The following is a 22,697-nucleotide window of genomic DNA, read 5'->3' as shown; positions in this document are numbered from 1 at the left end:
ACTTGAAAACTCGGGCTGGGTACCAGATCGCCTGTGGCTTCTGGTATTTCGCTCGAATCAGTCACGTGTAGTAGTCCTCCAGCACTGCGGTGCTTATGTGGCCGTGCGTGTTTCACCGGCCTGGTACGAGTGAACACACCTCTGCTCACTGCACCCGTCTCACCCTTCGGGAGGTGAGACGACTTCTCGAGGTTACCCAACCGTTACCAATTTGTCACATCGCTGTCGCTATTCTCAGAAACCTGTGATGTAGACGGTTTTCAGACGAATCGGATGCCTGACTGCAGTCGCTCGCGCAACTCGAACACCCGGTCGACGCTCGCGCGCTCGCCCCCCGAGACCCCGTTGCGCAGCGACTGCGGCAGAACCGACCGTCGAATCACGACCGATCCCGACTGCCGGCCGCGTTCGACCTGGTCGAACGGCACCGCCAGATCGCCGTCGGGAACAACCACCACCAGCGCCGTGAATCGCACGCCCACCGACTTGCCGAGCGCCTTCGCATTGACGGCCAGCTCATGCAGCGGTTCTTCATCGTCGTCAATGCGCTCCCCCACGAGCTCGCCCTTCGAGAGCCGCACCTCGCCGCCCCAGTCGTGCGACTGCAGGGCGAACAACCCAGCCGGGCCGAGAACGATGTGGTCGATGTTGCCGCCCGTGCGGGCGACCGCCACGTTGTTCCACACGGTGTACCCGATGCCGAGGGTCGACACGATGCGCGCCGTCTCCTCTTCGGCAATGGCCTTCGCGAGCCACCGCCTGATCTCCCGGGGAGCCGACCGCACGAGCGCGGGGTCGTACGGGTCTTTCAGCTCGACACCGCGCCCCACCCACTCGCGCATCAAAGTCAGGTAGTGCTGCCGTTCGTCGCCGCCGGGGTGCCCGTATGAACGAGCCTTCAGCGATGAACCCTCAGGGCGGAAGGGCGAGGATGCCGCACCGGCGCTCCCGTGTGAACGAGCATCCGGAGCCATCGAATCGGCCTGACGCCCCGAGTCGTAGATGGCCCGATCGGCGGGGGTGCCGATGTGCTCCCATGCCACCTGCACGGCGTGAAAGCGCGCCGCGCTGCCCCCGGTGTCGGGGTGCGTCTCGCGCAGCAACCGGCGGTAGGCGTGGCGAAGCTCGTCATCAGTGACGCTGGGGTCGACTCCGAGAACTTCGTACGGCGTCTCTGAGGCCGGGCTGGCGGGCATGCGGGGCGTCTCGCTTTCGGGCTGCACAAGCGTGCACGGGTCGGGGTCAGCTGAGGGTAACGCTCCCAGCTTGGCGTACGGCTGAAATTGTGCGCAATTTCGCTCTGGGCTGCTCAGGCCGGAAACCCGCCATTCGAGTACAGCAGCTGCCCGTTCACCCAGCCGCCCTCAGCAGAACAGAGGAACGAGACCAGCGCGGCGGCATCGGCGGGAGTGCCCGCGCGGCCTGCCGGCGTCTGGGCGAGAACCTCGGCGCGAAGCTCTGCGGTCATCCACCCGGTGTCGGTGGGCCCCGGGTTGACCACGTTCGACGTGACAGCCAGGTGCGCCAGTTCGCGCGCCGCCGCGATCACGATGCGGTCGAGGGCGCCCTTGCTGGCGCCGTACGGCAGGTTGCCGACGGTGTGGTCGCTCGTGAGGGCGACGATGCGCCCGGGCGGCAACGCCGACGCCAGCGGCAGCGGCAGCGGCAACGCCGACGCCAGCGGCAGCGGCAGCGGCGACGCCACCGGCACAGGTAGCGGCCCAGGCACAGGCACAGGCACAGGCACAGGCATCGGCACCCCCAACCTCTCCGCAGCACGAGCTCGCCGCACACCGAACTCCCGCAGCAGCAACCAGGAGGCACGTGTGTTCACCGCGAAGTGCCGGTCGAAGCTCTCGACCGAGGTGTCGAGCAGGCCCGAATCGACCGACTCGGCGTGGCTCAGTACGAGCGCCGACACCGGGCCTACCTCGCGCTCCGCGTGATCGAAGATCTCTTCGGCCGCCGAGACCAGGGTGAGATCGGCCGCCACCGTCGAGACGCGGGCACCAGAGGCGCGGAGCGAGGCGGCGATGGTGTCGATGTCTCGGGGCATGACTCCCCAGGGCATCCGGTCATCGTAGGCAGACCAGTAGGTGATGACCAGGTCGAATCCGTCGCGGGCGAGGCGCCGGGCGATGGCGGCTCCGATGCCGATCTCGCGGCCGACGCCCGTGACGAGGGCGACGGGCCGGGCAGAAACGTCAGTGTTCATGCCTCGACACTAACGGTGTCGCTGAGAGAGCCCACAGACTCCACTATCGCGCGAGGCGGAGTCGCCGGTACCCTCGAGTCAGCTCACCGACAGTCTCGGAGTCGAGCGCGGACGACATAGAGGAGAGTCATGACGGCCAGCGAAGAGGGCACCCCCTGAGCGGCACCGGCCCGGATGCCCCGCTGGCCCTGCAACCCAGCACAGGCGGGAGCACCGACCGCGCCGTCGGCGTCATGCTGCCCCGCGACCTGCCCGCCGGGCGCGTCGTCGAGTTCGCCCAGCGGGCCGATGCGCTCGGCTTCGACGAACTCTGGGTAGTCGAAGACTGCTACTTTCGCGGCGGCATCGCGCAGGCGGCAGTTGCCCTGGCCTCGACACCCCGCATTCACGTGGGGCTGGGCATCCTGCCCGCCGGGGCCCGTAACACGGCCTTCGTCACGATGGAGATCGCGACGCTCGCCGAGCTGTTTCCGGGCCGGGTGACGGCGGGAATCGGCCACGGCATGCCCGTCTGGATGCGCGAGGTGGGCGCCTGGCCCGCCAGCCCGCTGGCCCTGCTCGGCGAGACGCTGCGCGGCATGCGCGAACTGCTGCGCGGGCAACGGGTGACCGCCGATGGGCGCTACGTGCAGCTCTCGGGGGTACAGCTCGAGAACGCTCCGAGCATCGTTCCGGCCGTGCTTGCGGGCGTTCGCGGGCCCAAATCGCTCGCCCTCGCGGGCCGACACGCCGACGGAACCGTGCTCGCCGAACCCGTCACCCCCGAGTACCTCGCGGCGGCCCTCGACAGCATCGCGGCCCGTGGCCCGCATCGCATCGTGGCGTACAACGTGGCCGCCGTCGACGATGACGCCGTGGTTGCGCGCAACCTGGCCCGACCGGCACTCGAGTGGGTGGGCGAACCCGATTGGGCCCCGCACATCATTCCGCTCGACTTCGCGGCCGACTTCGCCGCCCTCCGCACCCGCTCTGCCAGCCGCGCTGAGTTCGTGGCGGCGCTGCCGGATGCCTGGGTCGATCGCCTCGCCATTGTGGGCACGGTTCCGGATGCCCGTGCATCCCTCGCCCGCCTCCACGACGCCGGGGCGCACTCGGTGGTCTTCATCCCGGTCGGCCCCGACCCGGTCGCTGCGCTCGACTCCCTCGCCCGGCTGCTCTGACCGTCTGGCATGGTCGGCCGCACTGACCGACTGGCCTGGTCGGCCGCACTGACCGAGGGCACCGACCGAGGGCATGAACCGGCCGCGCTCAGGCGTTCGCGAGAGCCCGAGACAGAATGCCCACCGCCTCCTCGAAGCGGTCGGGCCGCGGCCCGGAGAAGTTCAGCCGCACAAATGCGCCCGGCGGTTCGGTGGGAAACCAGTCGTGCCCGGGCGCGACGGCCAACCCCGAGGCCAGGGCGCGGGCGACGAGGGCGCGAACATCCACCCGGTCGTCGAAGCGCAGCCAGAGGTTCAGGCCACCCTTGGGCAGAAATGTGAGCGCGTCGGCGCCGAGCTCGGCGACCACGAGCCCGGCGAGGCTGTCGCGACGCTCGCGGAGATTCTGGCGCAGCCGCACGACATGCGTGCGCCAACCCGGGTCGGTGAGAATGTCGACCGCGGCGGCCTGCAGGGTTCCGCTCACGTAGAGGTCGGTCACCGTGCGGTCGACCTGGATGCGGGCGAGCGCCGGGCCGCGGGCAATGACCGCGCCGATGCGCATCGCCGACGAGACGCTCTTCGTGAGCGAGCGCAGGTACACCACGTGCCCGTCGGTGTCGTCGAGCAGCAGCGGCCGGGCATCCGCGTCGATGCCGAAGTCGTGTGCCCAGTCGTCGTCGATCACGAACGCGTTTCGGGCCCGTGCAACCTCGAGAATGGCGCGCGATTCGGCCGGGCTCCAGAGCGCGCCGGTGGGGTTGGCAAAGTGCGGTTGGGCGTAGAACAGCCGCGCGCCGCTCGATGCGAGGGCGTCGTCGAGCGCCTGCGCTTCGGGCGCGCGAGCCCCGCGAGCGATCGGAACGATGACCAACCCCGCCTGGTGCGCCGCCGCAATGGCGCCCCAATAGGTGGGCGATTCCATGACGATCGCGTCGCCGGGCTGCGCGAGCGCACGAAAGATCGAGGTGAGGGCGCTCTGGCTGCCCGGAACCACGATCACATCGTCAGCCGAGACTCCGGATGCTCCCGCCCCAGCCACGCCTGTGACCTCGTTCGCGAACCACGCCCGCAGGTCACCCAGCCCCGCCACGGGCGGCCGGTCGATGGTTGCCCGCCCGCGTGCCGCCCGAGCGAATGCGCTTCGAACCAGCCTCAGCGGCAGCAGGTCTTCGGCCGGGTAGGCGCTGTGCATGGCAATGACGTCGGGCGAGATGGTCGAGATGGCGGTGCCCACGGCGGTGGAGCTGTTGCGCGCCGGGCCGAGCGAGGTGGTCTGCCACGAGAAGTCGGCGCGGGCGAGGGTGCGCGGTGCGGCTACGAAGGTGCCCGAACCCGGTCGCGTCTCGACGACTCCCGACTGGGCGAGGCGTTGAACGACGCGCTGCACGGTGAGCGGGCTCACGGCGAACTCAGCGACCAGGCTGCGCGTGCTCGGCAGGCGGGCGCCCGGCCGCGCGCCGGCGATCTGGTGGCGCAGGTGGCGCTCGAGGCGCGCTTCGGTGCTATCGTGCTGCATGAAAAGCAAGAGTAGCGCTATCGCCCCCGCCGTGCATCCGTTATCGGCCGCCGATGCATCCCGCATCTGCCACGCCCGGGCGCACACTCCAGGCGCAGGCGGAGCAATCGGGGCAACCGTGACGGAAGCCGACCCACCCGGCCACGCGCACGGGTCGCGGGCGAACCGAGGGCTGCTGTTCGGGTTCGTCGGGGTGCTGGCATTCTCGTTCACGCTGCCGTTCACGCGGGTGGCGGTGTCGACGCTCGATCCGCTGTTCGTGGGCGCCGGTCGCGCGGTGGTGGCGGGGTTGCTCGCGATCGTGGTGCTGGCGATCATCCGGCCGCCCCGACCGCGCGGCACCCAGTGGGTTCGACTGCTGGTTGTAGCCGCCGGGGTCGTGGCGGGGTTTCCGTTGCTGACCAGTTTCGCCATGCAGACCGCGCCCGCCGCACACGGCGCCGTCGTGATCGGGGTGCTGCCCGCCGCGACAGCTGTGGTCGCAGTTGTGCGCGGCGGCGAGCGCCCCAGCCGCCGGTTCTGGGTGGCGAGTATCGCGGGGCTCCTGGCGGTGATCGCCTTCGTAGCCGTGAGCGGCGGCGGTCTTGACGCGCTCGGCGGGATGGCCGGGCTGCAGCCGAGCGACGTACTGCTGCTCGGCGCGGTGGTACTCGCGGCGATCGGGTACGCCGAGGGCGGCCTGCTCTCCCGCGAACTCGGATCATGGCAGACCATCTGCTGGGCGCTCGTGGTGGCGCTACCCGTGATGGCGGTCGTGGCGGGGGTCGGAGCATCCAGAGCCCCGATCGAGGCGGGCGTGGGCGGCTGGATCGCGTTCGGCTACGCGAGCGTGGTCAGCATGTTCCTCGGGTTCTTCGCGTGGTACCGGGGTCTCGCCATCGGGCCTATCGCGAACGTGAGCCAGATGCAGTTGCTGCAGCCGGTGCTCACCATCGTGTGGGCGGCGCTGCTCTTCGGCGAACGCCTCGACGCGCTGGTGCTCGTGGCCGCGGTTGTCGTCGTGGCGTGCGCCGCCTTCGCCGTGCGGGCTCGCGTGCGCCGCCCTCTCGCGCCCGCGCCCGCCTCCGCCTGACCCGCCCGCGACGGCCAACCCCGTCGACTTTCCCCACTCTGTCGCTCACACCCCCCGCAGGCGACAGAGTCGGGAAAGTCGAGCGCGCTAAACGCTCGCGGGCACCGCGGCGAGCAGCTCTCTGACCATCGGAACGACCTTCGTGCCGTACAACTCAATGTTGTTCATCATGCTTTCGTGAGAGAGGGTGCCGGCGCTGTACTTCATGTCGAACCGGCTCACTCCGAGGGCCTCGACGTTTCGCGCGATCTTCTTCGCCACAGTCTCGGGCGACCCCACGTAGAGCGCACCTTCCGGGCTCGCCTCTGCGTCGAACTGCAGACGCGTGAGTGCGGGCCAGCCCCGACTCGCGCCGATGCGCGCGTGCATGTCGCGGTAGTGCGGAAAGAACTCGTTGCGCGCCTCCTGGTCGGTCGCAGCGACAAAACCGGGCGAGTGCATACCCACCTTCTGCTCCGGCTGCTCGAGCTGCGCGAACGCCCGCTTGTAGAGGTCGACATAGGGCAGAAAGCGCACCGGCGAGCCGCCGATGATGGCAAGCATCATCGGCAACCCGTGGCTGGCCGTACGAACGACCGATTCAGGGCTGCCGCCCACGCCCACCCAGGTGCGGAGGCTGCCGCTCTCTGTTGTGGGGTACACCGACTGGTTCACCAGCGCGGCGCGGGTGGTGCCCTTCCAGGTCACCGGCGTCTCGTTCAACAGCTCGGTGAACAGGTCGAGCTTCTCCTCGAACAAGACTTCGTAGTCGCTGAGTTCGTAGCCGAAGAGCGGGAACGACTCGGTGAACGATCCGCGGCCGAGAATGACTTCGGCCCGGCCATCCGAAATCGCATCGAGGGTCGAGAAGCGCTGAAAGACCCGCACCGGGTCGTCAGAGCTCAACACCGTGACCGCCGATCCGACATGGATGTTCGTGGTGCGGGCCGCGATGGCCGCCAGCACCACGTCGGGCGCCGACACCGCGAAGTCTTCACGGTGATGCTCGCCCACGCCGAAGAAGCTGAGGCCCACCTGGTCGGCCAGCACACCCTCTTCGACCACATTGCGAATGACCTGCGCTTGCGACACGGGGCCGCCGTCGGGCGCCTGGGTGACGTCGCCGAAGGTGTCGAGACCGAACTCGATCGAATCTGCGTGAACCTGCTCTGTCATTTTCTGACCCCATCTTCGTCTGTGCCGCGTTCTTCGTGTGCCGCGACTTTTCATACGTTTGCATACATTGTAACGTGACTGCGGCCAATATATTCCCTGAACGTTTCAGCAAAGAGCCGGGTCGTTCAGGCTCTGCACACGTACCGCTGTTTAGGCTCATGCCGATGACTACCGTGACACCGCCCCATCAGCACCGCACGCTGACCCCCGAGCAGCGCCGGCGACGACGCCGACGCCAAGTGGCGACCCGCTGGGTGGTCATCGTCGTTGTTCTGGCCGTCGTCGTCACCGGCGGTTACGTGTTCTACAACTATCAGCGCTTCGTGAACGGCATCACCCGCATCGACGCCATTCCGGGCGGCACGGGCGCGAACGGCAAAGACCAGAACATCCTGCTGGTCGGCGACGACCACCGGCCCGATGGGGCAACGGATGCCCAGCTCGCCCAGCTCGGCACGCAAGACGACGGCGGCGGCACCAGCACCGACACGATGATCGTGGTGCACATCCCCGCTGACGGCAGTTCGGCCACGATGATCTCGCTCCCCCGCGACTCGTGGGTCGATATCCCGGGCCACGGCAAGGGCAAGCTCAACTCGGCCTTCGTTCTCGGCACGCAAGACGGCAGCGGGGGCGACGCGGCCGGTGCACAGCTACTCGTTTCCACCGTTCAGAACGTCACCGGTCTGAACATCGACCACTTCGTTCGCGTCTCGCTGCTCGGCTTCTACAACGTGGTGCAGGCCCTCGGGCCGGTGACGGTCTGTCTCAACGAGGCCGTCGACGACCACTTCTCGAACATCAACCTGCCTGCCGGGGTCTCCCAGCTCGACGCCAGCCAGGCGCTGTCGTTCGTTCGCCAGCGCCATGGCCTGCCGAACGGCGACTTCGACCGCGAGAAGCGCCAGCAGTATTTCCTGTCGGTCGAGGCCCGGCAGATCCTCTCGGCCAACACGCTGCTGAACCCCGGCAAGCTCACGAGCGTACTGGATGCCATCAGCTCCTCGATCGAGACCGACTCCAGCCTGAATCTGATCGACCTCGCCACCCAGATGCGCAACCTCAGTGCCGACAAGATCAAGTCGACCACCATCCCCATCCTCGGCACCCCGACCATCACGGTCGATGGCACCGACGTGTCGATCGTCGAGGTCGACACCGCCGGAATGCCGGCATTCGTCGCGAGCGTTCTCGGCACCGGCGCGGGCACGGCGACAGCCGCACCATCGGCATACGACAGTGCCACCGCGTCGAAACCCGGCGACGTCACGGTGACGGTGCTGAACGCGAGCGACGCCGACGGTGTTGCTGCCGCCAACACCTCCACCCTGAGCGGCCTCGGCTTCAAGACCGGCACGCCCGCCTCGGCGACCACACAGACCACCACGACCATCCAGTACCCGGCCGGCAAGGAGGGCGACGCCAAGGCGGTTGCGGCGTATGTGCCCGGTGCGGCGCTTCAGGTCGCGTCTGTCGACGACGTGACACTCGTGCTCGGCTCCGACGGCACACAGGTCGTCGACCCCTCAGCCGCGTCGGGGTCGGGCTCGGGGTCGGGCTCAGGCTCAGGCTCAGCTGCGACCGCTGCCCCCGCCGACACCCCCACGCCCTCTGACAGTGCGGCGCCCACCACCACCTACGCGTCGGGTGCTTGCATCAACTAGCCGCGGAGGGAGCCTCTGCCCGGCTCGAGTTGTTGCGCATGGCGGCAACATAGGGGCGGAGACCGATCGCAAGGTCGACACACACTCCGACCAGAATTGCCTGGTCGCGGTCGGAGAGCGGGCCCTTCAGAACGAGCCGAACCCCCTGCATCGGCAGACGCAGGGCGGTACCGAGCGGGCGGGCGAAGTTGGCAAGCGTGAGGTCGGGCAGCACGTCGAGCACGTCGATGACGGTGTACGCGGTGAAGGTCCATCCCGTGTTCGTCAGAATCACGTCGAGCGCCCCGACCACCTCACGCGCCTGACCGTCGGCGTGGCAGCGATAGACGTGCAGGTGAAACGCGTCGGCGGTGCGCGCGCCGGCCGGGTCGGGCACAATGGCGAACAGCGTCTCGCCCGTCGGCAGGAGCACCTCAGACTCGTCGCCCCGCGCCAGCGACGCGATCACCTCGCCGTTCTGCACCAGCACCGACGGCTCACCGCTGCGCGTCTCGACCACCAGGGTGTTGCCGCCCCGAAAGGTGACGAGATGCTTGCCGACGCCGCCGTTCTTGAAGCCGAACAGCACCCCGAGCTTCGAGCCCACGCCGTCGGCACCGCCCTGCACCGCAACCGCCAACGGCTCACCGGGGCCGTCAGTCACGGTGAGCTTCAGCTTATTCGACGTGGCGCGGCTGAGGCGTGCGGTGAACACGGTGGGTGGCATCTCATCGTTCATGAGATTAACTCTATATTAACCGACAGATCATCACTAGCCCCTCGCCGCCGACGGCGCCTGGCGGCCATTCGGCGCCGATGGTGGCAACATCGAGGTATGACCGAAAGCGTATGGCCGGGCGGCGTCGCCCCCTGGTGGACCAGAGCCGTTGTGTACCAGATCTACCCCCGCAGCTTCGCCGACTCGAACGGGGATGGGGTGGGAGATCTCGGCGGAATCCGCCAGCACCTCGACCACCTGGCCGACCTGGGCGTCGACGTCATCTGGCTGAGCCCCGTCTACCCGTCGCCGCAGCACGACAACGGCTACGACATCAGCGACTACCAGAACATCGAACCGCTCTTCGGTACGCTCGACGAATTCGACGCGCTGCTCGCCGAGGTGCACGAGCGCGGCATGCGCCTGGTGATGGATCTGGTGGTGAACCACACCAGCGACGAGCATCCGTGGTTCGTCGAATCGAAGAGTTCGCCTGACAACCCGAAGCGCGACTGGTACTGGTGGCGCGACGCCCGGGGCGGGCACCAGCCCGGCGAGCCCGGTGCCGAACCCACGAACTGGCGCTCGTTCTTCAGCGGCCCGAGCTGGCAGCTCGACGAGGCGACGGGCCAGTACTACCTGCACCTGTTCGCCGTGCAGCAGCCCGATCTCAACTGGGAGAATCCGGATGTTCGGGCGGCCGTCTACGCCATGATGAACTGGTGGCTCGACCGCGGTGTCGACGGTTTTCGCATGGACGTGATCAACTTCATCTCGAAGCACCTCGACCTGCCCGAGGCACCCGTAGCCCCCGGCGAAACCCTGGCCGATGGCGCGCCGTTCTTCGTCTCAGGCCCGCGCATCCACGAGTTTCTGCACGAGATGAACGAAAAGGTGTTCGCGGGCCGCGACGCGCAGCTCATCACGGTGGGCGAGATGCCCGGTGTCACCATCGACGACGCGCGGCAGTTCACCGACCCGCAGAGCGCCGAGATCGACATGGTATTCCAATTCGAGCACGTGGGCCTCGACCACGGCCCCGGCGGCAAGTTCGACCCGCAGCCGCTCGACCTCGTGGCACTGAAGCACTCGCTGGCCCGCTGGCAGGAGGGGCTCGGCACGGTGGGCTGGAACAGCCTCTACCTCGACAACCACGACCAGCCGAGGCTCGTCTCCCGCTTCGGCGACGACGGCGAGTACCGCTATGAGTCGGCCACGCTCTGGGCGACCGCTCTGCACCTGCACCGGGGTACGCCCTACATCTACCAAGGTGAGGAGATCGGTATGACGAACGTTCCGTTCGAGTCGATCACCGACTACCGCGACGTCGAGACGCTGAACCACTACCTCGAAGCGACGGGCGAGCGGGGTGCCAGCGCCGAGAGCGTGATGCCGGGCATCCGGTCGTCGAGCCGAGACAACGCCCGCACCCCGGTGCAGTGGAACGACGGGCCCCAAGCCGGTTTCACGACGGGCGAACCGTGGATCGGCGTCAATCCGAACTACCTCGAGGTGAACGCCGAGCGCGACCGGGCATCCGAGCGCTCGGTGTTCCGGTTCTACCAGCGCCTCATCGAGCTGCGGCACACCAGCGACCTCGTGGCCCTCGGCACCTTCGAACTGCTCGAAGCTGCGCACCCCACGCTCTACGCGTTCACCCGCAGCCTCGGCGACGAGAAACTGCTGGTCGTGGCAAACGTCTCGGGCGAGCCTCTCGAGCTCTGGCCGCTCAGCGACGGAGCCGGTACGCTGCTCGCGCCGTGGGCGGGCGACGAACCCCACCTGCTCATCGCCAACCTGCCTGCCTCAGCGGCGGCTCCGGATGCCCGAACCCTCGCCCCGTGGGAGGTGCGTGTCTATGGCCTAACCGCTCGCAAGAGCGCATGATGGGGTGTGGCCCGAACTGTCGGCCCCGAACTTCAACGATGAGGCGGCAGAGGTGACACTGGTTTCGACGCTGGCCGAAGAACTGGCCGGGGAGTTTCGGCTGCAGCCGCTGCTGACGAAGATTCTGGTGAGTGCCGTGCGGCTGCTCGGCTGCCGCAGCGGCTCCATCTGCACCATCGATGAGGCCGCGAACCTCTACCGCAAAGAGGTCGACCTCGACGTGCACTGCCAAGCCGGGCAGGTGTTCAGCCTCGACGAGGGTGTCACCGGCGCCATCAAACGAACCGGCGACTTCGTGGTCTTCGACAGGTACTCGAGTGTTCCCGGCGGCCATATCCCGGCGACGGATGACCGGCACAGCTGCCCCGTCATCGGAGTGCCCCTCACCCACAACTCCGTTCTCATCGGCGCCTTCGTGGTGTTTGGGGCAGCGCGCGGCCGGGCGTTCACCGAAGTCGATGCCGAGCAGCTCGCCCTGTTCGGCACGCACGCATCGATCGCCATCGTCAACTCGCGGGCACATTCGGCCGCGCTGGCAGCGGTTTTCGGTGAGGCAGGGCCCGCCGGCCCTACGATCGGTGCGGGCAGACCTCCTGTCGCCCTCACCACCCGCGAGCGCCAAGTGCAGTCACTCGTCGTTCGGGGCCTGCCCGACAAGCAGATCGCTGCAGAGCTCGGCATCTCGGCCAAGACCGTCGAGAAGCATGTCGGCACCATCCTTCGCAAGTCCGGCGCCCACAACCGCACGATGCTCGCCGCGTTCCTGCGCTCGCCAGCGCTGCCCGGCTATGGGGGAAATCCCGCATAGCGCGACCACCCCGACGTGCCTAAGTTCGAAGTACCGAACGAAGGAGTCGTTGTGAGCATTGTGTCGCTGAAAGAAATCGTCGACACGGCGTTCGCCGAACGATATGGCGTGCCTGCCATCAATATCGTGAACGATCTCACGCTGCAAGCGGTGCTGAACGGTGCCGTCGCGGCCAACTCCCCCGTGATCATCCAGACCTCGGTGAAAACGGTGCGACAGATCGGCGCGAAGGTGCTGTTCACGATGTGGCAGTCGATGACCGACGGCATCTCAGTGCCCGTCACTCTGCATCTCGACCACTGCCCGTATCGCGACGTCATCAGCGAGTGCCTGGCCCTCGGCTGGAACTCGGTGCTCTTCGACGCCTCAGAGCTGCCGGTCGAAGAGAACCAGCGCCAGACCATCGAGGTCGTCGCTGAAGCCCGCAGTTACGGCGCGCATGTCGAAGGCGAAATCGAGTCGATCACGGGCGTCGAAGATGGCATCGGCTCTGACACCGAGGCAAAACGGCAGTCGCTCGACGTGTCACTCGCTTTCATCGAGGCGACAGGTATCGACGTGTTCGCGCCATCGATCGGCAATGCCCACGGTGTCTACTCAGCTGAACCCGAGCTCGACTTCGAGCGGGTCAGCGAGCTCGTAGCCCGGCACCGCATCCCCATCGCACTGCACGGCGGCAGCGGTATGACCGACGAGCAGTTTCACGACCTCATCGCCAGGGGCTGCGCCAAGGTGAACATCTCCACCGCGCTCAAAATCACCTACATGCAGTCATCGCTCGCAAGCCTCCTGCGGGCCGAAACGGCAAACAAGTGGGATCCACCCACACTCTTCACCGATGTCTCCACCGACATCGTCTCGCTCACGACCGGCTTGGCCCACACGTTCGGCTCGGCCGGCAAGGCGTGGTGACCGGATGCCCGCCCTCATCTTCGACTGTGACGGAGTGCTTGCAGACACCGAACGTTTCGGCCATCTGCCCGCCTTCAACCAGATGTTCGCCGAATTCGGCCTCCCCGTGCAGTGGAGTGACGACGACTACGCAGTGAAGGTGCTCATCGGCGGCGGCAAAGAACGGCTCGCGTCACTGCTGACCCCCGTGTTCATCGCCGAGGCGGGGCTGCCCGCCGACCCTGACGCGCAGGCCTCGGAGGTGGCACGCTGGCACAAGCGAAAAACCGAGATCTATACCGGCCTGATCGCGTCAGGCGCGCTGCCGGCCCGCCCGGGCATCCGGCGCATCACTCACGAAGCAGCGGCGCGCGGGCTCACACTTGCGGTGGCCTCCACCTCTGCCGAGCCGTCGGTACGGGCCGTGCTCGAGCACGCGGTGGGGCCAGAACTGGCGGTCGAGTTCGCCGTGTTCGCCGGTGACGTCGTGCCGAAGAAGAAGCCGGCACCCGACATCTACCTGTACGCCCTCGAAGCTCTGAGACTGTCACCGAACGAAGCGATTGTCGTTGAAGACAGCGGCAATGGGTTGACCGCGGCACGTGCAGCCGGGCTCCGAACGCTGGTGACGGTCTCGAGTTACACCGCGGGCGAAGACTTCAGCGAAGCCGCCCTCGTGGTGAGTTCGCTGGGCGACCCTGACGGCGAGAACACAACCGTTCTCGCCGATCGTGCCGGCGTGCATCCGGGGCCCTACATCACTGTCGACACTCTGCTCGATCTGCTCACCAGCCCGAAGGAACGGTCATGACAACCTCGCTCGAACGCACCGAACTCGTGGTGCGAACCATTGCCGACGAGTGCGTGGCGCAAGAGAAGTACTTCGGTGAGCTCGACTCGGTGGTCGGTGATGGCGACTTCGGCTATTCCCTTGCCCGCGGCTTCGAATTCGTGCTGGGCGAGTGGTCGTCGATCGACCGCACCGATTCCGGCGTATTTCTCACCAAAGTCGCCATGATGATCACGGGTCACATCGGCGGAACGTCAGGGCCGCTGTGGGGAACCGCCTTTCTGCGGGCGGGAGGTCAGCTGAAGGGTAAAGACCCGGTCACGGCCGACGACGTGGTGGCTGGCCTCCGTGACGCAATAGACGGCATCAAGAAGCGCGGCAAGTCAGACCTCGGAGACAAGACTCTGCTCGACGCTCTGGTGCCGGCGGTCGACGCTCTCGAGGCAGGTTTCGCCGCAGGAGACGACACCGCGACGGCGCTTCAGAAGATGGCGACGACGGCTCGGCAGTCTGCTGAATCCACCAGCGCGCTCGAGGCCCGCCGTGGTCGGGCCAGCTACAGCGGCGAGCGCAGCATCGGCTCGGTCGATGCCGGGGCCATGGGAGTCGCCGTGCTCATCGAGAAGGTGGCCGAGACCTGGCCCAGTTCACCCCAATCACCCTCACAGAGACGTGGAGAGAAGTCATGAAGAAGTTCATCAACGACCCGCAGCAGTTCGTGCCAGAGATGCTCAAAGGCATCGCGCTGGCAAACCCCGACACCCTGCGTTATGTGCCGGCCTACAACCTCATCCACCGGGCAGACGCCCCGAACCACAACAAAGTGACGATCATCCAGGGCTCAGGCTCAGGTCACGAACCGGCACACGTGATGACCGTGGGTCGCGGGATGCTCGACGGCGCCTGCCCCGGTGACGTGTTCGCCGCGCCACCGCTCGACTTCATCACTGAAACCGTCAAACTGCTCGCCAGCGACAAAGGCGTACTGTTGCTGGTCAACAACTACACCGGTGACCGCATGGCCTTCGAAATGGCCGAAGAGGTGGCCCAGGCCGATGGGATCGAGGTGCGCACGCTCTTCATCGACGACGATGTGTCGGTCAAAGACTCCACCTACACCGTTGGGCGCCGAGGCGTCGCGGGCAACTTCTTCGTCATGAAGGCGGTCGGTGCTGCCGCCGAGAACGGCGCCGACCTCGATGAGCTTGTTCGAATCGGTGAGAAGGTCAACTCGGTCACGCGCACCATGGGCATCGCTCTGACCGCCTGCACTCCCCCGGCGAAGGGCTCACCGTTGTTCGAGCTCGGCGACGACGAGATCGAGATCGGCGTGGGCATTCACGGCGAGCCGGGCCGCCGCCGTGCAAAGTGGATGCCCGCCACCGAGGTCGTCGACGAACTCCTCGGCGCGATACTGCCCGACCTTCCCTTTGCCAGCGGCGACCGTGTCGCGGTGATGGTCAACGGCCTTGGCGGAACCCCCATCAGCGAGCTCTATCTTCTGTACGGCATCGTGCACGAAAAGCTCACCGAACAGGGCATCACGGTCGGTCGCAACTACGTAGGTGACTACTGCACGTCGCTCGACATGGCCGGCGCATCGCTCACTCTCGTCAAGCTCGATGACGAGATCGAGTCGCTACTCGCCGAACCTGCCGAGATCGCCATTCGCGTGTTCTGAGCCTGCGAGGGGGTGGCGGGGCGCTCTGCCATCCCCCGCCATCTCGCGGCACCTCTCGGTGCTGCGCGGGGCCGCGCTCGTCACCGAGCGACGCGATGCCAACCGCATTCTGTATTCATTGGCGCCCGACCGATTGGCTCTCTCAGTCGGCGATTTTCTTTCGAATGTGTGCCCCGAGCAGATCGTTCTGCGCGTCGTTCGCGAGAAGAAGTCGAAAGCCAAGACCTCGGCCTCAAAGAAGTCGGGCGGCTCACAGAAACGTGCCGCCCCTGCTCCGACCGCCAAGGCAGCCCGAGCATGAGACTTCACATGCCCGACCTTGCCGCGACCATCGAGCGCCGCATCCTCATCAACTACCGCGTCGATCCCGCCGTCGCTCAAACGCTGCTGCCCGCCTCGCTCCACCCACAGCTCATCGACGGCAGCGCCGTCGCAGGAGTCTGCCTGATTCGCCTCGGCTCGCTGCGGCCCGCAGCCCTTGTGCGCCTCGCCTTCGGCTGGCACGCCGAGAACGCGGCCCACCGCATTGCGGTCGAGTGGAACGACTCCGACGGCACTCTTCGCACCGGCGTCTACATTCCCGAACGCCACACGGCGTCTTGGCTGGCGGTGGCAGCCGGCGAACGACTCTTCCCGGGCATCCACCACCATGCCCGCTTCACCACCGACGAGTCGCCCACCCGCCTGCGCGTCAACATGACCTCCGCCAGCACCTCAGTTTCGGCCGACGTTCTTGTCGCGGCCGAAGTGCGTGTCGCTGCCGCCCGTTCGGATGCACCCGGTGCGCCCGAAAACCCGCTCTTCGCAACACTCGCCGACGCCTCCGACTTCTTTCGCACCGCGCCCATCGGCTGGTCACCCACCCGCACCGGAGCACTGCAGGGCCTCGCCCTCTCGACCTCGCGCTGGCACCTTGAAGCCGCTACCCCCGTCGCCGTGACGTCGTCGTTCTTCGACGCCCTCCCGCCTGGCAGCGCCACCCTCGACAGCGCCTACGTCATGCGCAACATCCCCGTCACCTGGAGCACGCCGGCCACCGCGGCGCCCACCCGCGCTGCCACTAGGAGGAACCCCGCTCACAGATAGTTGATATTTCGTCAGGTATGATGTTCACGAGCAGATAAAGAAAGAACCCCGGCGCGGCGACGCTCAATGCGTCTCGTCCGGGGTTGGTGAACACAGAGTATCAAAAATGAGATGCGCTCGCAAATCGAAAGCGAATCCATCTGTATGCACCTCAGCGAAGCCACTCTCTGTTTCAGCGCGTCACGACTCGCCCCGTATTTGGCCGCCGCCGACGGAGATGAGCAGACGGCGCTTGATTTATACATCTACAACATCGAAGTCTCGGCGACGTTCTGGGTAGGTTTCAGCCTGCTCGAGGTCACTCTGAGAAACCGCGTGCACGATGCACTGACTCATCGCTTCGGTACCGAACGGTGGTTGGAGAAGGCCCCACTCACGGGCCGCGAGAGCAACTCGATCGCCGTGGCCGAACAACGGTGCGCCAGATACGGAGAACCCGGGGTTGGTCAGATCATCTCCGAGATCGGATTCGGGTTCTGGGTCGGCCTGCTGTCAACACGGCACCACGCTGGAATGTGGCTCGCCGGGCTTGAGCGCATTTTCTCGCCCACCTCCCCGCGTCGCGCAGACGTTCATGCTGCTCTACAGCGCCTCCAACGGCTGCGCAATCGCATCGCGCACCACGAACCTGTGTATTCACGCGATCTGGTGAACGATCACGTATTGCTACTCACGACGCTCAATTGGCTATCTCCCGAAACCAGTCGGTGGGCCGCAGAGCACTCGCGCGTTTCCGCGATCATTCGCACCTCTCGCCGACCTCGGAAACCACCACCGGCTAGGTGACCGGCCCGAGTGAGCCCGACCGCGTGTTTACGCAGCGCGGAGCGGAACCGTCCGTGCGATGCCGAATAAGTTGGCCAGTGGATGCTTTGGAATCACTCCGACACGTCGTCGGCCCACGCGTCGGGGCCCTGCGAGCCGGCCGGGTACTCGTCGAGAGCGACGTCGTTCGCCTTCCAGGCAGCGATGACGGGAGCCACGATGCGCCAGCACGCCTCCGCCACGTCGCCGCGAATGGAGAGGGTCGGGTCATTACCCAGAACCCCGCGCATGACCTCGCCGTACGCCGTCAGCGGGCTCGGCCGGAGGGTCGCCTCGAGGTCGTGCCGCTCGAGGCTGAACGGGTCGCCGTCGCCGTTCAGGGTCATCTCGAACGAGAGGGTGGGCGGCCGCAACCCCATCACGATGCGCTCGGGCGACTCGGCACCGGTGAGTCCGCCGGGCACGAAGCCGACCGGCTTCAGATGCAGAACGACCTGCTTGACGGGCTTACCGATGGCCTTGCCCGAGCGGAGCACGAACGGAACCCCGTACCACCGCCGGGTGTTCACCTCGACGACCATCTCGGCGAGTGTCTCGGTGTTGCGCGAGGGGTCGACCCCCTCCTCCGATGCATACGCGGGCATCGTTCGCTCACCCACGGTGCCGGCGGTGTAGCGGGCACGGCGGCTGGGGGCATCCGTTGCCGACAGCACGGGAGCACCCGACCAGATGGCCGTCGAACGCAGCACCTCGGCCGTGGCCGCCCGAAAGTCGACCGGGTCGATGCGCGTGGGAGCCTCCATAGCGACGATCGACAGCACCTGGAGCAGGTGCGACTGCAGCATGTCGATGAGCGCGCCCGAGTTGTCGTAGTACCCGGCACGCCCCTCGAGACCGAGGTCTTCGTCGTAGATGATCTCGACCTTGTCGATGTTCTGGTTGTTCCAGACCGGCTCGACGAGCCGATTGACGAAACGCAGCCCCAGAATATTCAACACAGTCGACATACCGAGAAAGTGGTCGACCCGGTGAACCTGCTGTTCGGGCACGATCTTCGAGATCTTCTCATTGAGCTCGGATGCACTGCCCTCGTCAGACCCGAACGGCTTCTCGAGCGCCAGCACGGTGCCCTTCGGCAGCTCTACCTCACCCATCGTGTCGATGACTTTCGACACGATGGCCGGAGGCAGCGCGAAGTACACGATCAGCGAACCCTCGACGCGGCCCAGAATCTTCGTGAGGTCATCGGCCGACGTCGGATCACCGACCACATAGTCGGCCGCGTCGACCACCGCTTTCGCGTCGTCGCCGGTCGCCTCGACACCCTCGAACGCCTTCGAGACGGTCTGCTGCCAGTCGTCGCGGCTGTGCTCCGACCGGCCAGAACCCAGAATCTGCAGACCCTCGACCAGCTTCTTGTCGGCGTCGACCCCGCCCGCGATGAGGCTGCCGATGCCGGGCAGCAGCAGGCGCTCAGTGAGGTCTCCGCTGGCACCGAGAATGAGAACTGTGTGTGACATTGTCATAGATCGAGCGTACTTCGCACCGCCGAAGACGGGCCAGGGAGCCCCCACCCTGTGCATAAACCGGGCCGTTCCACTATTGTGAGCGACGGGGAGAGTGTCGAACGTGACCACAGCTGTGCCGGGGCGCCGATGGAACGCGAAATCGAGTGTCATTGCGAGCCTTCTCGTCGTCGCCCTCATCGCTACCGTCACGGTCGGCGTCGTGGCCGAGACCGCTCAGGTGCACGCCACCCACAGCGCCGCCGAGGCCGATCGGGCCGCCGCGAGCGCAGACCTCACGGCGATGCAGCTGAGGCGCGACGGCCAGGTGGCCCGTCTCTCCGCCGCGGTTCAGGATGCCCGCGCCCTCGACACCGCCCTCAACACCCTCTCGACCGCCCCTTCCGCAGCGCTCGACGCCACCGCCACTTCCTCGGCCGCCGCCGCACAGGTTGCTCTGCTCACGTCTCAGCGCCAGAGCATCGCCCTCTCCGCCTTCGACCCGCAGCCCGCCCCTGACCGCTCCGCTATTGTGCTCGTGTCGTCTCTGGCCACTCCTCCTTCGCCCACCACGGCAGAGCTCACAGCTGCCGCAGCGCTCAGCCGCGCTCACGAAGCGAACCTCTCCCAGCTCGAAGAACACGACGCTCCGCTAGTGATTGCACTCGAGGCTCAGGCCGGAGCCGCCCGGGCCACCCTCGCAGCGGTCGCAGCGTCAGCATCAGCTTCCAGCGCCCAGACACTCGCCGCCGCGTCGCTCGCCGACGACCCGGCCAAGCTGACGCTGACCTCTGCCGCTGCGACTCTGTCTGCCCTCGGGTCGGCTGGCGCGGTCGGTTCACCCGATGCACTGGCCACCGCAGTGACGGCCTATTTCAACGCGACGGTCGCCGTGCGCAAGAGCGACACCGATGCCCGTGCGGCTGAGGCTGCTGCCGCAGCCGCAGCAGCGGCCACAGCGGCAGCGAATCGCCGCACCTCGTCACCGTCGAACAGTTCATCGGGTTCAGGAGGCTCCACGGGCATCTCCGGCACAATCGTTCATTTCACCCTGCCTGACCCGGTTTTCCCCGCCCCGACCAATTTGGCTACTGTGCCCTACTCACCAGCCATGGGGCCCGGCGTCTGCCCCGGCGCCAACAACATCGCTATTCCCTGCTGACCGCGTCCGCTCCCCCGAATCCTGCTCCCCAGGCTCCGGCCTGCACTCGATGCACCCCCGCCCGGAATACTGAGGCGTACTGAGGGTTGTGAATTTGGTGGGAGTACTGCAGCTCCCCACGAAAACGTGCGGTGCGCGTACAGCGCTCGCGCGGCGCAGGGCACACCGCCACCGCCAAGAAGCAGCATTTCGTGCTGAAGAACCAGGCCCCCAACGACAACGCATCAGGAAAGTTCGTTCGCCCTTGACCGACGCCACCAGCCCCAGACCCAGACCCAGCTCCAGCTCGAGCCCCGCGAACAGCTCCAGCCCGAGCCCCGCGAGCAGCAGCAGCCCGACCACGGCAGCCATCGACACGACCGGGATCGGTTTTCGTTCCAAGCGGGGGCCGGTTCTCATTGCGCTGATGCTCTCGACCGGGTTGGTGGCGATCGACTCCACGATTCTCGCCACCTCGGTGCCCTCCATTGTGGGCGACCTCGGCGGGTTCTCGCAGTTTCCGTGGCTGTTCTCGATCTACCTGCTTGCGCAGGCCGTGTCGGTGCCGGTGTACGCGAAACTCAGCGACACGGTGGGGCGAAAGCCGATCATCCTCGCTGGCATCGCCTTGTTTCTGCTCGGCTCGATTCTCTGCGGATTCGCGTGGAGCATGCCCGCGCTCATCGCGTTTCGCGTGGTGCAGGGTCTCGGCGCCGGAGCGGTTCAGCCGATGGCGGTCACCATCGCGGGCGACATCTACTCGGTCGCCGAGCGGGCGAAGGTGCAGGGATACATCGCGAGCGTCTGGGCCATCTCGTCGGTGATCGGGCCGACGCTCGGCGGGGTGTTCTCCGAGTTCATCTCGTGGCGGTTCATCTTCTTCGTGAACATTCCGCTCTGCTTCATCGCCGGGTTCATGCTGATGCGCCGGTTTCACGAGAAGGTGGCGCCCCAACGGCACCGCATCGACTACCCGGGCGCGGTTCTGCTGACGTTGGGCATCAGCGCACTCATCCTCGCGGTGCTCGAAGGCGGTCAGGCCTGGGCCTGGAACTCGCCCACCAGCATAGGCGCCTTCGTACTCGGCGGGCTGCTGCTCGCAGCATTCCTTCTGGTGGAGCGGCGGGCGATCGAGCCGATACTGCCGCTCTGGGTGTTCTCAAGGCGGTTGCTGCTGACCACCACGCTGGTCTCGCTCGGAGTCGGCGCGGTGATCACCGGGTTGACGTCGTTCGTTCCCACGTACCTCGAGGGGGCCATCGACATCTCGCCGCTCGTTGCGGGTCTCGCGGTGGCGTCGCTCACCATCGGGTGGCCGATCGCCGCCTCGCAGTCGGGGCGGCTGTATCTCACGATCGGGTTTCGCAGCACCGTGCTCATCGGGCTGGCGATCAGCGTCGTAGCGTCGGTGCTGCTCGCGCTGTCGGCGCCCACCCCCAACCTGCTCGTCGTCACCCTCTGCTGCTTCGGAATCGGGCTGGGGCTCGGGCTCGTCGCGACCCCCTCGCTGATCGCGGCGCAGTCGAGCGTGCAGTGGAATGAGCGCGGCGTCGTCACCGGCACCAACCTCTTCGCGCGCTCGATCGGCAGCGCCGTGGGCGTGGCCATCTTCGGAGCGATCGCGAACGGCATCTACGCCGCCAACTCGGCCGGCGGTGGCGAGAAGAGCCCGGCCGTGATCGCCCTCGCCTCGGGCAGTGCGTTCATCGCGGTGGCGGTGTGCGCGGTCGCGACCGTGCTGGCCGCCCTCGCCATGCCGCGCCGCTCCGCGCCTGCCGCCGCTCGCGCGGCGAGCCCCGCCGACGCCGCGGGCTCCGCCGACCCGGCCTGACCCGCGCCCCACCCGCCCCGGCCCGGCCCGGCCCGGCCCGTCTCGACGCGACAACGCAATCAGTGATTCCGGGTCGGGGGCCCCCGAACGCCGCGATCGCCGCCGACCCGGCCGCCTGCCCGTGGGATTCGGAGCCCGGTTTCAGCGAGCGAGCGGTAGTGTTCTGGGCAGAACGCATGATCGATGGAGATCCCCGATGCTCGTAAGCCCGTACCGCGTGGCGCCGAGAGACGAGCGCCCTCCGCAAGTGCGCCGGCTGGTCGAAGAGTCGTGGCAGCGCTCGCTCGAGCGAAAACTCGACCCCGACCACCTCAGCCCCGCGTTCGACCTCGACGACGAAGCGTTACGGGAGTATCGCCGGGAGCATCCGTTGTCGCGGGTGCTGCCGGTCATCCACTCGCTCGTCATCGCGCACACCTTCGAGAGCGGGCTCATCGTGGCGATCGGCGACCAGGCCGGCCGCCTGCTCTGGATCGACGGCGACCGAGACCTGCGCCGCCGCGCCGAGGGCATGCTCTTCGTCGAGGGCGCCAACTGGTCTGAGGCCGCCGTCGGCACCAGCGCACCAGGCACAGCGCTCGCTCTCGACCACGGAATTCAGATCGGCGGTGAAGAGCATTTCAATCGCATCGTGCACCCGTGGAGCTGCACCGCTGTTCCCGTGCACGACCCCCGCTCAGGCGAGGTTCTCGGAGTCATCGACATCACCGGCGGAGACGATGCCGTCTCCCCTAGCACCCTGCCCCTGCTCGAAGCGGCTGTCGCGGCGGCCGAATCCGAGCTGCGCATCCAGCAACTCGGCGAGCCCCGCCGCCGCCCCCAGTCCCTGTCTCTTATACACAACTGACGCA

General features: G+C 67.0%; 21 protein-coding genes. 15 read left to right on the top strand and 6 right to left on the bottom strand.

Translation table 11 applies throughout. From position 1 onward, the window contains the following. Positions 1-260: 260 nt before the first annotated feature. Both QN358_RS12100 and QN358_RS12095 read right to left on the bottom strand, forming a co-directional pair. Complete coding sequence (locus tag QN358_RS12100; protein ID WP_323512520.1) at positions 261-1,196, bottom strand: J domain-containing protein; 936 nt, start codon at positions 1,194-1,196, stop codon at positions 261-263. 113 nt (positions 1,197-1,309) lie between these two features. After that, positions 1,310-2,215 (bottom strand): SDR family oxidoreductase, encoded by a 906-nt coding sequence (locus QN358_RS12095; protein ID WP_323512519.1) that lies wholly within the window; start codon positions 2,213-2,215, stop codon positions 1,310-1,312. Positions 2,216-2,448: 233 nt separating this feature from the next. On the opposite strand from QN358_RS12095, the gene QN358_RS12090 reads away from it, so the two are divergent. Continuing rightward, positions 2,449-3,375 (top strand): LLM class flavin-dependent oxidoreductase, encoded by a 927-nt coding sequence (locus QN358_RS12090; RefSeq protein ID WP_323512518.1) that lies wholly within the window; start codon positions 2,449-2,451, stop codon positions 3,373-3,375. Positions 3,376-3,463: 88 nt separating this feature from the next. On the opposite strand, the gene QN358_RS12085 is transcribed toward QN358_RS12090, so the two are convergent. Further along, positions 3,464-4,873, bottom strand: a complete 1,410-nt coding sequence (locus QN358_RS12085) for a PLP-dependent aminotransferase family protein (protein WP_323512517.1) — start codon at positions 4,871-4,873, stop codon at positions 3,464-3,466. On the opposite strand from QN358_RS12085, the gene QN358_RS12080 reads away from it, so the two are divergent. Next, positions 4,872-5,945, top strand: a complete 1,074-nt coding sequence (locus QN358_RS12080; protein WP_323512516.1) for a DMT family transporter — start codon at positions 4,872-4,874, stop codon at positions 5,943-5,945. The genes QN358_RS12085 and QN358_RS12080 overlap by 2 nt on opposite strands. An 87-nt stretch (positions 5,946-6,032) precedes the next feature. On the opposite strand, the gene QN358_RS12075 is transcribed toward QN358_RS12080, so the two are convergent. Further along, on the bottom strand, positions 6,033-7,100 hold the full coding sequence (locus tag QN358_RS12075) for an LLM class flavin-dependent oxidoreductase (protein ID WP_136643133.1): 1,068 nt from the start codon (positions 7,098-7,100) through the stop codon (positions 6,033-6,035). 164 nt (positions 7,101-7,264) lie between these two features. On the opposite strand from QN358_RS12075, the gene QN358_RS12070 reads away from it, so the two are divergent. Next, complete coding sequence (locus tag QN358_RS12070) at positions 7,265-8,764, top strand: LCP family protein (RefSeq protein ID WP_323512515.1); 1,500 nt, start codon at positions 7,265-7,267, stop codon at positions 8,762-8,764. Here QN358_RS12070 and QN358_RS12065 read toward each other — a convergent pair. Continuing rightward, positions 8,757-9,482, bottom strand: a complete 726-nt coding sequence (locus tag QN358_RS12065; protein ID WP_323512514.1) for a hypothetical protein — start codon at positions 9,480-9,482, stop codon at positions 8,757-8,759. The genes QN358_RS12070 and QN358_RS12065 overlap by 8 nt on opposite strands. Positions 9,483-9,578: 96 nt before the next feature. On the opposite strand from QN358_RS12065, the gene QN358_RS12060 reads away from it, so the two are divergent. The 9 genes from QN358_RS12060 to QN358_RS12020 all read left to right on the top strand — a co-directional run bounded on the left by QN358_RS12060 (position 9,579) and on the right by QN358_RS12020 (position 17,390). Beyond that, positions 9,579-11,348, top strand: coding sequence for an alpha-glucosidase (locus QN358_RS12060; protein WP_323512513.1), 1,770 nt, complete (start codon positions 9,579-9,581; stop codon positions 11,346-11,348). Between the two features lie 4 nt (positions 11,349-11,352). Beyond that, positions 11,353-12,156: a LuxR C-terminal-related transcriptional regulator gene (locus QN358_RS12055; RefSeq protein WP_323512512.1), complete on the top strand. Its 804-nt coding sequence runs from the start codon at positions 11,353-11,355 to the stop codon at positions 12,154-12,156. A gap of 51 nt (positions 12,157-12,207) precedes the next feature. Then, complete coding sequence (locus QN358_RS12050) at positions 12,208-13,068, top strand: class II fructose-bisphosphate aldolase (RefSeq protein ID WP_323512511.1); 861 nt, start codon at positions 12,208-12,210, stop codon at positions 13,066-13,068. Positions 13,069-13,072: 4 nt separating this feature from the next. Next, positions 13,073-13,858, top strand: coding sequence for an HAD-IA family hydrolase (locus tag QN358_RS12045; protein ID WP_323512510.1), 786 nt, complete (start codon positions 13,073-13,075; stop codon positions 13,856-13,858). Further along, positions 13,855-14,526, top strand: coding sequence for a dihydroxyacetone kinase subunit DhaL (gene dhaL / locus QN358_RS12040; RefSeq protein WP_323512509.1), 672 nt, complete (start codon positions 13,855-13,857; stop codon positions 14,524-14,526). The genes QN358_RS12045 and dhaL overlap by 4 nt, the downstream gene beginning before the upstream one ends. After that, the gene (gene dhaK, locus QN358_RS12035; RefSeq protein ID WP_323512508.1) at positions 14,523-15,518 is read left to right on the top strand and encodes a dihydroxyacetone kinase subunit DhaK; all 996 of its coding nucleotides are present in this window, start codon (positions 14,523-14,525) and stop codon (positions 15,516-15,518) included. Before dhaL ends, dhaK begins: the two co-directional genes overlap by 4 nt. A 58-nt stretch (positions 15,519-15,576) precedes the next feature. Beyond that, on the top strand, positions 15,577-15,819 hold the full coding sequence (locus QN358_RS12030; RefSeq protein WP_323512507.1) for a hypothetical protein: 243 nt from the start codon (positions 15,577-15,579) through the stop codon (positions 15,817-15,819). Beyond that, positions 15,816-16,604 (top strand): DUF2071 domain-containing protein, encoded by a 789-nt coding sequence (locus QN358_RS12025; protein ID WP_323512506.1) that lies wholly within the window; start codon positions 15,816-15,818, stop codon positions 16,602-16,604. The genes QN358_RS12030 and QN358_RS12025 overlap by 4 nt, the downstream gene beginning before the upstream one ends. Positions 16,605-16,715: 111 nt before the next feature. Beyond that, entirely contained in the window at positions 16,716-17,390 is a 675-nt protein-coding gene (locus QN358_RS12020; protein ID WP_323512505.1) for a hypothetical protein, read from the top strand. A 92-nt stretch (positions 17,391-17,482) separates the two neighbouring features. On the opposite strand, the gene QN358_RS12015 is transcribed toward QN358_RS12020, so the two are convergent. Further along, positions 17,483-18,895, bottom strand: a complete 1,413-nt coding sequence (locus tag QN358_RS12015) for a glucose-6-phosphate dehydrogenase (RefSeq protein WP_323512504.1) — start codon at positions 18,893-18,895, stop codon at positions 17,483-17,485. A 103-nt stretch (positions 18,896-18,998) separates the two neighbouring features. Here QN358_RS12015 and QN358_RS12010 point away from each other — a divergent pair, with 103 nt between their 5' ends. The 3 genes from QN358_RS12010 (at position 18,999) to QN358_RS12000 (ending at position 22,693) form a co-directional block, all read left to right on the top strand. Continuing rightward, positions 18,999-20,036: a hypothetical protein gene (locus QN358_RS12010; RefSeq protein WP_323512503.1), complete on the top strand. Its 1,038-nt coding sequence runs from the start codon at positions 18,999-19,001 to the stop codon at positions 20,034-20,036. A gap of 406 nt (positions 20,037-20,442) precedes the next feature. Next, positions 20,443-21,846 carry an MFS transporter gene (locus tag QN358_RS12005; protein WP_323512537.1) on the top strand — a complete coding sequence of 468 codons (1,404 nt, stop codon included), beginning with the start codon at positions 20,443-20,445 and terminating at the stop codon, positions 21,844-21,846. A 196-nt stretch (positions 21,847-22,042) separates the two neighbouring features. Beyond that, a complete protein-coding gene (locus QN358_RS12000) occupies positions 22,043-22,693 on the top strand; it encodes a GAF domain-containing protein (RefSeq protein WP_323512502.1) in 651 nt (216 codons plus the stop codon). The last annotated feature ends 4 nt before the right edge of the window (positions 22,694-22,697 follow it).

Source organism: Subtercola sp. RTI3 (assembly GCF_035018625.1).
In the GTDB taxonomy this organism is placed as follows: domain Bacteria; phylum Actinomycetota; class Actinomycetes; order Actinomycetales; family Microbacteriaceae; genus Subtercola; species Subtercola vilae.
The sequence above is the reverse complement of the archived record's forward strand: the minus strand, read 5'-3'. Positions and strand labels throughout refer to the sequence as shown.